The organism is Pseudomonas sp. FP1762, assembly GCF_030687105.1.
GTDB lineage: Bacteria > Pseudomonadota > Gammaproteobacteria > Pseudomonadales > Pseudomonadaceae > Aquipseudomonas > Aquipseudomonas siliginis.
This window is the reverse complement of the sequence record NZ_CP117458.1, coordinates 4971091-4983314: the sequence shown is the minus strand read 5'-3', so window position 1 is coordinate 4983314 and position 12224 is coordinate 4971091. Positions and strand designations below refer to the sequence as shown.

General features: G+C 59.3%; 12 protein-coding genes and 1 tRNA gene. 2 read left to right on the top strand and 11 right to left on the bottom strand.

Annotated elements, in window-relative coordinates:
* Positions 1-178 precede the first annotated feature (178 nt).
* A complete protein-coding gene (locus PSH90_RS22180) occupies positions 179-778 on the top strand; it encodes a flavin reductase family protein (protein WP_256811397.1) in 600 nt (199 codons plus the stop codon).
* A 54-nt stretch (positions 779-832) separates the two neighbouring features.
* Here PSH90_RS22180 and ggt read toward each other — a convergent pair whose 3' ends face one another.
* The 8 genes from ggt to PSH90_RS22140 all read right to left on the bottom strand — a co-directional run bounded on the left by ggt (position 833) and on the right by PSH90_RS22140 (position 7817).
* Positions 833-2665 carry a gamma-glutamyltransferase gene (gene ggt / locus PSH90_RS22175; protein WP_305381532.1) on the bottom strand — a complete coding sequence of 611 codons (1833 nt, stop codon included), beginning with the start codon at positions 2663-2665 and terminating at the stop codon, positions 833-835.
* A gap of 216 nt (positions 2666-2881) precedes the next feature.
* On the bottom strand, positions 2882-3130 hold the full coding sequence (locus PSH90_RS22170; RefSeq protein WP_150638764.1) for a bacteriocin immunity protein: 249 nt from the start codon (positions 3128-3130) through the stop codon (positions 2882-2884).
* A 51-nt stretch (positions 3131-3181) separates the two neighbouring features.
* The gene (locus PSH90_RS22165; RefSeq protein ID WP_076564114.1) at positions 3182-3451 is read right to left on the bottom strand and encodes a bacteriocin immunity protein; all 270 of its coding nucleotides are present in this window, start codon (positions 3449-3451) and stop codon (positions 3182-3184) included.
* On the bottom strand, positions 3448-3714 hold the full coding sequence (locus PSH90_RS22160; RefSeq protein ID WP_252876894.1) for a bacteriocin immunity protein: 267 nt from the start codon (positions 3712-3714) through the stop codon (positions 3448-3450). Before PSH90_RS22160 ends, PSH90_RS22165 begins: the two co-directional genes overlap by 4 nt.
* Before the next feature lie 97 nt (positions 3715-3811).
* On the bottom strand, positions 3812-4087 hold the full coding sequence (locus tag PSH90_RS22155) for a bacteriocin immunity protein (protein WP_076564112.1): 276 nt from the start codon (positions 4085-4087) through the stop codon (positions 3812-3814).
* Between the two features lie 6 nt (positions 4088-4093).
* Positions 4094-5341, bottom strand: coding sequence for an S-type pyocin domain-containing protein (locus PSH90_RS22150; RefSeq protein ID WP_305381531.1), 1248 nt, complete (start codon positions 5339-5341; stop codon positions 4094-4096).
* Positions 5342-5567: 226 nt separating this feature from the next.
* A tRNA-Met gene (locus tag PSH90_RS22145) sits at positions 5568-5644 on the bottom strand.
* Positions 5645-5759: 115 nt separating this feature from the next.
* The gene (locus PSH90_RS22140) at positions 5760-7817 is read right to left on the bottom strand and encodes a methyl-accepting chemotaxis protein (protein WP_305381530.1); all 2058 of its coding nucleotides are present in this window, start codon (positions 7815-7817) and stop codon (positions 5760-5762) included.
* A gap of 432 nt (positions 7818-8249) precedes the next feature.
* Between PSH90_RS22140 and PSH90_RS22135 the strand changes: the two genes are divergently transcribed.
* Entirely contained in the window at positions 8250-9467 is a 1218-nt protein-coding gene (locus PSH90_RS22135) for an MFS transporter (RefSeq protein ID WP_039761258.1), read from the top strand.
* 144 nt (positions 9468-9611) lie between these two features.
* On the opposite strand, the gene ychF is transcribed toward PSH90_RS22135, so the two are convergent.
* The 3 genes from ychF to PSH90_RS22120 all read right to left on the bottom strand — a co-directional run bounded on the left by ychF (position 9612) and on the right by PSH90_RS22120 (position 12093).
* Entirely contained in the window at positions 9612-10712 is a 1101-nt protein-coding gene (gene ychF / locus PSH90_RS22130) for a redox-regulated ATPase YchF (RefSeq protein WP_016773202.1), read from the bottom strand.
* A 22-nt stretch (positions 10713-10734) separates the two neighbouring features.
* Positions 10735-11319 carry an aminoacyl-tRNA hydrolase gene (pth, locus tag PSH90_RS22125; RefSeq protein ID WP_016773203.1) on the bottom strand — a complete coding sequence of 195 codons (585 nt, stop codon included), beginning with the start codon at positions 11317-11319 and terminating at the stop codon, positions 10735-10737.
* A gap of 171 nt (positions 11320-11490) precedes the next feature.
* On the bottom strand, positions 11491-12093 hold the full coding sequence (locus PSH90_RS22120) for a 50S ribosomal protein L25/general stress protein Ctc (protein WP_056790308.1): 603 nt from the start codon (positions 12091-12093) through the stop codon (positions 11491-11493).
* Positions 12094-12224 lie beyond the last annotated feature (131 nt).

The window sequence follows — 12224 nt, the reverse complement described above, 5'->3', positions numbered from 1 at the left end:
CGCCCGGGACGCTCCGCGTTCCTTCGCTGGCGTGACGCAGAGCGTCACAGGATGCATTCCCGCGCAGAGCGTGGGAACGATCACCGAGGGGCAGCGCCGCATCTGCTCACTCCCACAGGTTCTGTGATTCTCCAGTGACAGCGCTACAATCGGCTCCTTTTCCTCCGGAGCAGATCCCATGAGCGTTTCCCACCGCCGTCCGGTGCCTCTGAACAAAGCCTACCGCCTGCTCAACCACGGGCCGACCGTGCTGGTCAGCGCCGCTCACGACGGCCAGCGCAACATCATGGCCGCCGCCTGGGCCATGCCGCTGGATTTCGAACCGCCGAAAGTCGCCGTCGTCCTCGACAAATCCACCTGGACCCGCCAGTTGCTTGAAGCCTCCGGGACCTTTGTGCTGAACGTGCCTTGCGTCAATCAGGCCGATATCGTGCAAACCGTCGGCAATACGTCCGGTCTGGAAATCACCCGCAACCAGGGGCACGACAAATTTCAGGCGTACGGCCTGCACACCTTCGCTGGCGAACAGGTTGAAGCGCCGCTGCTCGAGGGTTGTGTTGCCTGGCTCGAATGCCGCCTGCTGCCGGAGCCGCGCAATCACGAGCAATACGACCTGTTCCTTGCCGAAGTCATCGCCGCCCAGGCCGACGAGTGTGTGTTCAGCGATGGGCGCTGGCATTTCGAAGGGCAGGATGGATTGCGCACGCTGCATCACGTTGCGGGCGGGCATTTCCTGAAGATTGGGGACGGGGTGGATGGCAAGACGTTGGCGGTCTGATTTATTCCTGGGAGAAGGCCTGCTGCTCGACAGGCCTTTTTTCAATGCAGTGTTTCAGTCCCCCAACGCTTCTCCCTCACGCCGAGGATCGGCCCCCCCCGTCAAGGTCGCTTTGCCCTGCGCATCCTTCACCCGCACGATCGCTTGGGTGCCGCTGGTCATGTCGATTTCACTGACCGTGTGCCCTTTGTCTTTCAACGCCTGAATCAGCACCGGGCTGAACTGTCCCTGTTCCAGTTCGGTGGGACCGTTGCGGCTGCCGAAGTTGGGCAGGTTGATTGCACTTTGTGCATCGAGGTTCCAGTCGAGCAGGCCGATGGTGGTTTTCGCCACGTATTCGATGATTTGCGAGCCGCCGGGCGAGCCGACCGTGGCGACAAATTCACCAGTGTTGCGATCAAAGATCAGCGTCGGCGCCATCGACGAACGTGGGCGTTTTCCGGGTTCGACGCGGTTGGCGACTTTCTGCCCGTTCTCTTCGGGGATGAACGAGAAGTCGGTCATCTGGTTGTTCAGCAGAAAACCCTGAACCATCAGGTGCGAGCCGAACGCGGCTTCGATGGTGGTGGTCATCGACACGGCGCCGCCGAGGTCATCCACCGCCACCACTTGCGAGGTCGAGATACGCAACGGCGAGCGGTCCGGTGCATAGGCAACCTGCACGCCCGGCGGTGTGCCCGGTTTGGCGCTGCCCATGCTGCGCTCGCCGATCAGGCTGGCGCGGCTGGCCAGGTAGGCCGGATCGAGCAGACCGTTGACCGGCACCGGGACGAAGTCGGTGTCGGCCACGTATTGCGCACGGTCGGCATAGGCCAGACGTTCAGCCTCGGCGATCAGGTGCACTGCTTGCGGCACCGGTTCGATGCCGGCCGGCTTATCGGTTTTCGTTGGTTTGAGCGGGGTCAGCGACAGGCGTGGGGCGCGAGTCTCCAGCGCCTGCAACGTGCCGAGAATCTGCGCCACGGCGATCCCGCCCGACGACGGTGGCGGCATGCCGCAGACCTGCCAACGCTTGTAGTCGGTACACAGCGGCGCGCGCTCCTTGGCCTGATAACGCTGCAAATCGTTCAGCGACAGGCTGCCGGGGTTGGCGTGCTGTTGAACCCTGGCGACGATCTCTTCGGCGATCGGACCTTTGTACAGCGCATCGGCACCTTCGCTGGCGATACGTTTGAACACGGCAGCCAATTTCGGGTTTTGCAGGCGTGTGCCGACAGCTTTGACGCTGCCATCGTCATTGAGGAAGTACGCGGCCATGTCTGGCGACTGGCGTATCAGTGGATCGGCAGTCAGCAGCGAATGCAGGCGCGGGGAAATCGCAAAGCCTTGCTCGGCCAGTTTGATCGCTGGCTCAAACAGCTTCGCCCAAGGCAAGCGACCGTGTTGTCGATGCGCCAGCTCCAGCGCCCGCAATACCCCGGGCGTACCGACCGAGCGCCCGCCGATCTGCGCTTGCGTAAAGGCCATCGGTTTACCGTCAGCCTTCAGGAACAGCTTCTCGGTGGCCCCGGCCGGCGCCGTTTCGCGGCCGTCATAGGTGCGCACCTGCTTGCCATCCCACAACACAATCATCGCCCCGCCACCGATCCCGGAAGACTGCGGCTCAACCAGCGTCAACACCGCCTGCATCGCAATCGCCGCATCAATCGCCGAACCACCCTGACGCAACATCTCCCGCCCGGCTTCGGCCGCGAGTGGATTGGCAGCAGCGGCCATGTGTTTATTGGCATGACGGGTTTGCAGATCAGTGCGGTAACCGGAAGCGGCTTCCGGTGCCAGCGGCAACGAAGAAGAGGGCGGGGCGTTGCATGCGGTGAGGGTCAGAGCGCTGACAAGCAGTGTCAGGGCTGGCAGGTGAAAGCGCTTCAAGGGCTGGGCTGGAAACACGCGGGCTCTCCGTCCGTGGGGTAGAAGTCTTCGGGGACTTTATCGAGTGGGCCGGCGGGGTGCAAACTGCGTGGGGATTACAGCCCTCCCGCTCAGCGGCCGCGCCAATCGATCGGCCGAAAACGATGCCCTTGTGGGAGCGAGCCTGCTCGCGAAAGCGGTAGCTCGGGTGGTGCGATCTTCTTGAGAGTGATGCAGGGTTAGTGAGTCAGAAACTCATTGCTTGAAGCCCGGCAGACCATGGGTAGAGCGCCACTTTTTCACGATTTCGGTAATGCTCTCGGCTGTTTGTTGTTTCATATCCTCGGGCCAATAGATAAGGTCAGTGCCCGCTGGGTGCTCACACAGACGTACAAATTCAAACAACAGCGGATCGAGAATCTCGTCTGGGCTTGTGTTGGCTGCAAGAACAGATTGCACAAATTTCAAGAATTCTGCTTCGGTGTAGTCGGATATGTTAGTCATGACACTCCCAAGTTGTAGTTCCACAGTTACAAATGAAAAGGGCGGCAGGATTCATGTCTTGAACCCAGGTAGTCGATTCGCTTCGCGCCATGCCATGACTGTACGAGCTATTCCGGCAGATGTTGTATCTGCTCCGGGCTCGGGGTAGAAGATCAGGTCTGTTCCAGCGGGGTGGCCGGTCAAAGCCCTGAATTCCGCCAGCAATCTGCCAAGCTCCTTGTCAGACCCACTTCTGTTGACTGCTCTTATATTTTTCACGAAACAGATGAATTCTGATTCTGTGTAGTCAGCTATGCTTTGCTTGGTGCGTTTTCTTATCATTGCTTGAAGCCCGACAGCCCATGGTCACTACGCCATTTCTTCAATGACTCAATGATTCCCTGTGCCGAGTCATCGGCGCCATCTTCAGGGTAAAAAATCAAATCGGATCCTGTTGGGTGTCCACAAATCAAATTGAAGTGAAGAACGAGCTTGCTTTCTTCTTCTTCGCTCCCCTCATTTCCGATAATGCCCTCAAGGATGTTGATGAATTCTTGCTCGGTGTAATCTGACAAATCGTCTTTAATAAGGAATTCCGTTGCCATTGCCTATCTCATGCACGAATCTTGGATGTGTTGAGACGCAATAAATCGTGACAGCCAAAGTTAACTCGACGGCTCGAACCCTCAACGACACGATTTATCAAGAGCCTTTGAACCCCGGCAATCCCTGTGCTTCTCGCCAGTCCCTGACACTTTGCATTACCCCCACAGGGGAGTTATCAGCACCAGGCTCCGGGTAGTAGATCAAGTCCGATCCTGCTGGATGCTCGCTGATTGTCTCGAAGTGCGCCAACAGTAAATCAGCACGATCATCGTTTTCAGCTTCTTCATCCTCTTTCGCGAGCTCTTGTAGTAGCGCGACGAATTCGGCCTCTGTGTATTCAGAAATGCTGGCTTTTAATAAGGTGTCTTTCATATTTGCCTATTCACGCCGGTGTATATCGATATGGTTCCGAGGAGTATTTACTCGAAGGTTATCTAGGTCATATACGCCACCACCCTTGGATATTTTTTCGAGATGGTGAATTTCATAAGACTTTCTACCGCCGACTCTATCGGCTTTACGCACACGTGGCGCCTTACCCTTACGCATGCGACCAACATTCTGTTCAATCAACTCCCCCCCCGATGTTGACTCTGCAACAGTTTTCCAAAAGGTTGCTCTGAATGAGTCGAAGTTTTTGAATTCTCGTCCTCGTAGAGAGTTGGCAACGTCTGTTGGAATCGGAACCCCCACGTCCGAATCAGCCCCCGCAAGCCATATCCCCGCCACATCCTCTCCCACCCCCGTAACGATCCCAGGCGTCTGCCTCGCCGGCCTCGAATAAACCACATATAACGACTTCAGCCCGGTGTCCGCCGGGAACACCAGAATACAATCCTCGGCCGTTACATCCTCGCCCGGCAGTCCCTCAATCTGGCTATCGGTGTTGTCCGGGATCGGGTGGACGAGGATCGGGCCGAGTGCCTCACCGTGGTCGGGATAAACCAGCGGAGGCATCGACCCCAACGGCCCGCGCTGCGGCGTCCAGAGAATGGTGATGCCGTTGAGCTTGGCCTCCATGGCGGTCTTGTCGGCGTTCCACTTGACGTTCACCGTGCGTACGGCGTCGTCGCCAGAGGCGCCGGAGTGGATGCCGTAGACCCGCAGAACACCTTCGGCATCACGACGAAACTGGAAACGCACGCGCGTGGTGGCGCGGCTCATGCGGCGTAGTTCTTCGTCGGTGTGAAGCGTGCCGTCGGCCATTTTGCTCGGCAGCATTCCCAGCACAAAGACGCTGGCCGGCCCGCCGGCGCCACGGATGGCCCAGTTCAGGCGCTGTTGCAAAATCCCGCCGCCGGCCAGACGCCCCAAAGCCAGGTCAGCACCTATCGCCGTCGCGACCGCGGTACTGGCGGAGGGCATGAGCATGGCGCCGGCGACCATGATCTTGCCGAAGTTGCTGGCTGGCTCCTCGGCAGTGCCAGCGTCCGTGCGACACCAGTTGTCCGGCGTGCAGGACTTGGCAAAGACCCTGTCTTCGCGTGGCTTGGGCGCAGGCCACTCATCCTTCTCGATGTACACCGGCTCCGGCGCTTTCGGTGGAAGCAAAGTAAACCAGGCCCTGCCACCGCTATACGGATTTAATAACCAGTCATCGTCGAGAAGGTATTTGTATTGAGGCATGCCAACTCCCTGTATGGCGCTGAGTCGAGCCAGGGGAGCTTGTCGGTATAGGAGCGATTCGGGGAGAGAGCGACAGGTGGCTGATGCTACGAAAGATCCGTTTCGTACCAGAGATCTACTTTTTTCTTACGGAGGCATCTGAATTGCATGCAGGGAGCGGGAGGAAAAGGACTTTTCTCGAGGCATAAAAAAACGGCCTACCTTTCGGTAAGCCGTTTTTAGTACTTGGTGGCTACACAGGGACTTGAACCCCGGACCCCAGCATTATGAATGCTATGCTCTAACCAACTGAGCTATGTAGCCAAGTGGCGCGCATTATTCCCCTGAAATGGCAAAGCGTCAAGCGTAAATCGAAAATATTTCTTCCTGTTTTCAACTGCTTATCCTCCAGCCCCGAAAATCGGGGCCGGGGAGGGCGTCAGCGCAGTTGGAATCTGGCGGTATTGGCGCTCAGTGCCTCGCTACCCTGGCTCAAGGTGTCCGCCGCGAAGTTTACGGCGCGTGCGCCTTCGAGCAAACGCACCGCCGCTTGATCGACCTGCTGGATATTGCCGCTGACTTCGTCGGCAGTGCTGGCCTGTTCTTCAACCGCTGTGGCGATTTGCGCCAGGGTGTCGGTGACACTCTGTACGGCGCTGGCGATTTCTCCCAGGCGTTCGCCGAGTCCGGTGACTGCTTCGGCATCCGATTGCGCCTGACCACAGGCGGCTTCCATCAGGCTTACCGCTTCGTTGACCGTGGCGCGCAGGCTGTCGACGGTGCCGGCGATCTGCGCGGTGGACGATTGCGTGCGCTGCGAGAGGCTGCGCACCTCGTCGGCGACCACGGCAAAGCCGCGACCCTGTTCGCCGGCGCGGGCGGCCTCGATGGCGGCGTTGAGCGCGAGCAGGTTGGTCTGCTCGGCGACGCCGCGAATGGTATCCACGACCAGTTGAATCTGCTGGCCTTGCTCGCTGACCCGGCCAAGCGCGGCGGCGGTATCGTTAAGGCGCTGATTGAGCTGCTGAATGCTCGCCGTGGTGCGTTGGCTGTCGCGGCTGCTGTCGGCGGCGATGCGCCGGGTTTGCTGGGCGCTGCCGGAGGCCTGTTCGCAACTCTGCGCGACGCCTTGCGAGGTGGCGGCCAATTGCGTGGCGGCAGCGGCGATCTGGCTGATCTGCAATTGCTGCGCTTCGACTTCGCTCAGGGCGCCGCTGGAGTGTTGGTTGAGGCTGCGCACCGCGTTGCTCAACTGCGAGGTCTCGTGGTCGACGCCGAGCATGCTGCTGCGCAATTGCACCACAGCGACGTTGAGCGCGGTGCTGATCGCTGCCAGCTCATCGCGCCCCACCACCGGCACTTGCAGGCTCAGGTTACCGTCGCGCAAGGCTTCGGCGAGCAAGGTGATGCCGCTGGCGCTACGGCGGATCGAGGCTTGCAGGCAAACGAACAGGTATAACGCGGCCAACAGCAGGCAACCGAAGATTGCGGCGACAACAATGAACTGGCGGATCGCCGAGCTGTAATACGCATCGAGCCGCTGATCCAGCGCGACCAGGGATTGCTGGCGCAGGGAAGCGAGGTCGGTGAGCAGCGCGTCGAGGCTGCGTTCGAAGTCCTCTGGCTTGAGGTTGATGCTGCCGCCAAACACACCGTCGTCGAGGACTTTCAGGCCGCTGTCGAGGTGTTTCAGGCTGTCGTGATACTGGCCGGCCCAAGCTTGCAGCTCGGCTGGCAGACGCGCCTCCAGCAGGCCGGCGGTTTTCACCAGTTGCTCGCGGGCGTCACCAATGCGGCTGCGCAGGTCGCGCAACTGCAGGCGGCTCTGCAGGGTGAACTGACCGGAGACGACCGAAGCCTGGCCGACTGCGGCGAGACGGCCGACCCGCTCGATCAGGTCCGGCGCGTGCTGCGTGGAAATCTGCGTCAGCAGGTAGGTTTCCAGCCACGGTGCAAGGGTCAGGCGATTGTCCATGACGATCTGCTCGCGCAAGGCTTGCAGCGCGCCCAGGGCATTGGTGAAGCGGTCATAACCGTCCGGCCACCAGCCGACACTGCTCAGGCTTTTCGAATCAAGGCCATTGAGTGCGGTTTGCAGCGCCTGAAAGCGTTCGAGGATTGCGCCGTCGGCGCCTTGCTGGTTCAGGGCATTGCCCAGCTCGGTGGTGGCTTGCAGCACCGCCGGTTGCACGCCGTCGAAGGCAGCCATGGCGGCGAGGGTGGCCGGTGTCGGCTGACGATTGGTCTCGGTGGCGCGCCAGCGGGCGGCGCGGTCGCGTTGCGCGGCGAGCAGGTTGTCCAGCGCATCCAGCGCGAGCAGCTGACGCACGCCGGCACGTTCGCCCGAGATCAGATTGAGCTTCTCGCGATAGTCATGGCCGATCATCAACAGGCTGCCGGCCAGCGGCAGAATGAACAGCAGAAACAATAATTGGAATTTACCTGCGAAGCCAAACCGCCCCAGCAAATTGATCCCCGGTGAAAGGAAAGCCTGCATGCCTCATGACTCCTCTGGACACCACGCACCATTGGCGTGCATCGCGAACCTTTCGGCTGCGACCTGTGCCCTCTAAAAGGCCTCGAAAGTTCACCCTCGCCCGCTCTGTAGGCCGGCTCTGTAGCGAAACTTCCCATTGTCGAGCGCCTTTGTAAGGCGATCGTGTTCAAGGGCAGAAGCAAGGCAAGATTCAGACCATGGCGTTGCGCTATCACCTTCGCCACCAACGATCCCCTGTAGGAGCTGCCGAAGGCTGCGATCTTTTGACTTTGATGCTTAGAAGCAAGATCAAAAGATCGCAGCCTTCGGCAGCTCCTACGCGAGATAGGAATGTTGGTTAGTTAGCTGGCTAAGGGGATAGCGCTGGCGCACCGAAAAATGGCACATTGACGCACCTGCCTGCGGGCACCCATCTGCTGTCCGGAATTTTCCATGGCTATCAGCAACGTCCAGACCGCCGCTGCCTCGGCGACCGCTGCTCCGCAAAGCAGCCCCTTGGTGATGCGCATCATCGGCGCGGTGGCGCTGGCGCATCTGATCAATGACCTGATCCAGTCGGTGCTGCCGTCGATCTACCCGATGCTCAAGGCCAACTATGGCCTGACGTTTACCCAGGTCGGCCTGATCACCTTGACCTTTCAGTTGACCGCGTCGCTGTTGCAGCCGTGGGTCGGGTATCACACTGATCGCCACCCCAAACCGTGGCTGTTACCGGCGGGCACGGTGTGTACCTTGATCGGCATTCTGATGATGTCGGTGGTCGGCAGCTTCCCATTGATTCTGCTGGCGGCGGCGCTGATTGGTATCGGCTCGTCGACCTTTCACCCGGAAGCCTCGCGTGTTGCGCGGCTGGCCTCGGGCGGCCGGTTTGGTCTGGCGCAATCGACCTTTCAGGTCGGCGGCAATGCCGGCTCCGCGTTCGGCCCATTGCTGGCGGCGGCGATCATCATTCCCTTCGGCCAGGGCAATGTGGCGTGGTTCGGTCTGTTCGCAGTGTTTGCGCTGTTCGTGCTGTACCGCATCAGCCGTTGGTACGCCAACCACCTGAACCTGTTCAAGCTCAAGGCCGGCCAAGCCGCGACGCACGGCTTATCGAAGGGCAGGGTGACCAGTGCCTTGGTGGTCCTGGGGCTGCTGGTGTTCTCCAAATATTTCTACATGGCCAGTTTCACCAGCTACTTCACCTTCTACCTGATCGAGAAGTTCGACCTGTCGGTGGCGAGTTCGCAATTGCACTTGTTCCTGTTTTTGGGCGCAGTGGCGGCGGGGACGTTCTTCGGCGGGCCTATCGGCGACAAGATCGGGCGCAAGGCAGTGATCTGGTTTTCCATCCTGGGGGTGGCGCCATTCACCCTGATCCTGCCGCATGTCGATCTGTTCTGGACCAGCATTCTCAGCGTGGTGATCGGTTTCATTCTGGCGTCGGCATTCTCGGCGATCGTGGTGTACGCGCAGGAACTGGTGCCAGGCAATGTCGGGATGATTGCCGGGATCTTCTTCGGACTGATGTTCGGTTTCGGCGGGATTGGCGCAGCGCTGCTCGGGCATCTGGCGGATGTGCACGGGATTGAGTACGTGTATTTCCTGTGCTCGTTCCTGCCGTTGTTTGGTGTGTTGGCGATTTTTTTGCCGCGTACTAAAAAAGCTTGAGATCAAAAGATCGCAGCCTTCGGCAGCTCCTGCAGGGGATAGATGTACATCTGTAGGAGCTGCCGAAGGCTGCGATCTTTTAACAATCTTTCGGGCACAAAAAAGCCGCGTATCAAACGCGGCTTTTTCTTGTGCGGCTGTTGCTTAGACGTTGAAGCGGAAGTGCATCACGTCGCCGTCCTTGACGATGTAATCCTTGCCTTCCAGGCGCCACTTGCCGGCTTCTTTGGCGCCGGCTTCGCCCTTGTACTGGATGAAGTCGTTGTAGGCGATGACTTCGGCACGGATGAAGCCTTTTTCGAAGTCGGTGTGGATCACGCCGGCGGCCTGTGGTGCGGTGGCACCGACCTTGACGGTCCAGGCGCGGACTTCTTCGACACCGGCGGTGAAGTAGGTCTGCAGGTGCAGCATTTCGTAACCGGCGCGGATCACGCGGTTCAGGCCAGGCTCTTCCAGGCCCAGGGCCTCGAGGAACATGTCCTTCTCTTCGCCATCATCGAGCTCGGCGATTTCCGCTTCGATCTTGTTGCACACCGGAACGACCATGGCGCCTTCTTCTTCGGCGATGGCCTTGACCACGTCCAGGTGCGGGTTGTTCTCGAAACCGTCTTCGGCAACGTTGGCGATGTACATGACCGGCTTGGTGGTCAGCAGGTGGAAGCCCTTGATCACGGCTTTCTCATCCGCGCTCATGTTCTTCATCAGGCTGCGTGCCGGTTTGGCTTCGGTGAAGTGCGCGATCAGTTGCTCGAGCAGAGCCTTCTGAACCACGGCGTCCTTGTCACCGCCCTTGGCGTTGCGCGCGACTTTCTGCAGTTGTTTCTCGCAGCTGTCGAGGTCGGCGAAGATCAGTTCAAGGTCGATGATTTCGATGTCGCGTTTCGGGTCGACGCTGTTGGACACGTGGATCACGTTGTCGTCTTCGAAGCAGCGCACCACGTGAGCGATAGCGTCGGTTTCGCGGATGTTGGCCAGGAACTTGTTGCCCAGGCCTTCACCTTTCGAGGCACCGGCGACGAGGCCGGCGATGTCGACGAATTCCATGGTGGTCGGCAGGATGCGCTTGGGATTGACGATGGCCGCCAGCGCTTCCAGGCGCGGATCCGGCATCGGCACGATGCCGCTGTTCGGCTCGATGGTGCAGAAGGGGAAGTTCTCCGCCGCGATACCGGATTTGGTCAGGGCGTTGAACAGGGTGGACTTGCCGACGTTAGGCAGGCCGACGATGCCGCAATTGAATCCCATGGTGTTTCCCCTCGGGTAAAAGTCAGGCCTTCTGGCTGTGCAGGTTTTTCATCGCGCGGTTCCATTCCCCGGCGAGGATATCCGGCAGCACGCCGAGGGCAAAGTCGATGCTGGCATCGAGTTTTTCCTGTTCGGCGCGTGGCGCACGACCCAGGACGAAATTTGAAACCATACTGGCAACGCCCGGGTGGCCGATGCCAAGCCGCAGACGGTAGAACGTATTCTGATTGCCCAGTTGCGCAATGATGTCGCGCAACCCGTTGTGACCGCCATGGCCGCCGCCCTGCTTGAGCTTGGCAACGCCCGGAGGCAAGTCGAGTTCGTCATGCGCCACGAGGATTTCTTCAGGCTTGATGCGGAAGAAACCGGCGAGTGCCGCCACGGCCTGGCCGCTGCGGTTCATGTAGGTGGTGGGAATCAGCAGACGAACATCCTGACCCTGATGCGAGTAGCGCCCGGTCAGGCCGAAATATTTGCGATCGGCCACAAGATTCACATTCTGTGCGTGGGCGATGCGCTCAACAAAAAGGGCCCCTGCGTTATGCCGGGTCTGTTCGTATTCAGCGCCTGGATTTCCCAGGCCAACGATCAGTTTGATGGCAGTCACGATAGGGGCCCTTCCTTGGAGTGGTGGATAACATCGCCGCGATCGGGGAAAGCGGCGAAAGTGGACGAAAAATGCTCATTTACCATGGATGTAAACTCCGCGTTCTCGCCCGCTTTCTCGCTACGTTCCAGTCCGCGATGTTACTTGCTCACTCCGGCATGACAGAGTGAATTACTCTGCTTCGCCTTCTTCGGCAGGTTCTGCAGCAACACGTGGAGCGTGGACGTTGGCAACAGCCTTGTCATCGCCGTGTGCCAGAGCAACGAACTCAACACCTTTAGGAGCTTTGAGGTCCGACAGGTGAATGATGGTGCCGATTTCTGCTTTCGACAGATCGACTTCGATGAACTCAGGCAGATCTTTTGGCAGGCAGGTCACTTCGATTTCAGCAACAACGTGCGAAACTTCGCCGCCTTTCTTCACTGGAGCTTCTTCGCCAACAAAGTGTACAGGCACGATGGCGGTCAGTTTCTGGCCGGCAACAACGCGTACGAAGTCAGCGTGCATCACGTGGCCTTTGGCCGGGTGACGCTGCAGCGCCTTGATGATGACGTTCTGCTTGGTGCCACCAACGTTCAGCTCGATGATGTGGCTGTAAGCCGCTTCGTTTTCGAGCAGTTTGGCAACTTCTTTGGCCAGCATGCTGATGGATTCAGGGGCTTTGTCGCCACCGTAAACAACAGCTGGAACCAGAGCGGCGAGACGACGCAGGCGGCGGCTCGCACCTTTCCCCAGGTCGGAACGCACTTCAGCATTCAGAGTAAAATCGTTCATTTTGTATCTCCAAAATAGCCATGACCGAGTGGCGTTTGCGACCAGCGCCGAACACGGTATGGGCAAAAAAGCCCCGCCCCGACAGGAATGCCGGGGCGGGGCGCTTTTCGTCAACGAGACATTTCGCGAAG

What these genes read in the sequence shown, in the direction of transcription:
- PSH90_RS22180 (WP_256811397.1), top strand. Translation starts at nt 179, where the DNA reads ATGAGCGTTTCCCACCGCCGTCCGGTGCCTCTGAACAAAGCCTACCGC.
- PSH90_RS22170 (WP_150638764.1), bottom strand. Translation starts at nt 3,130, where the DNA reads ATGACTAACATATCCGACTACACCGAAGCAGAATTCTTGAAATTTGTG.
- PSH90_RS22165 (WP_076564114.1), bottom strand. Translation starts at nt 3,451, where the DNA reads ATGATAAGAAAACGCACCAAGCAAAGCATAGCTGACTACACAGAATCA.
- PSH90_RS22160 (WP_252876894.1), bottom strand. Translation starts at nt 3,714, where the DNA reads ATGGCAACGGAATTCCTTATTAAAGACGATTTGTCAGATTACACCGAG.
- PSH90_RS22155 (WP_076564112.1), bottom strand. Translation starts at nt 4,087, where the DNA reads ATGAAAGACACCTTATTAAAAGCCAGCATTTCTGAATACACAGAGGCC.
- PSH90_RS22150 (WP_305381531.1), bottom strand. Translation starts at nt 5,341, where the DNA reads ATGCCTCAATACAAATACCTTCTCGACGATGACTGGTTATTAAATCCG.
- PSH90_RS22140 (WP_305381530.1), bottom strand. Translation starts at nt 7,817, where the DNA reads ATGCAGGCTTTCCTTTCACCGGGGATCAATTTGCTGGGGCGGTTTGGC.
- PSH90_RS22135 (WP_039761258.1), top strand. Translation starts at nt 8,250, where the DNA reads ATGGCTATCAGCAACGTCCAGACCGCCGCTGCCTCGGCGACCGCTGCT.
- ychF (WP_016773202.1), bottom strand. Translation starts at nt 10,712, where the DNA reads ATGGGATTCAATTGCGGCATCGTCGGCCTGCCTAACGTCGGCAAGTCC.
- PSH90_RS22120 (WP_056790308.1), bottom strand. Translation starts at nt 12,093, where the DNA reads ATGAACGATTTTACTCTGAATGCTGAAGTGCGTTCCGACCTGGGGAAA.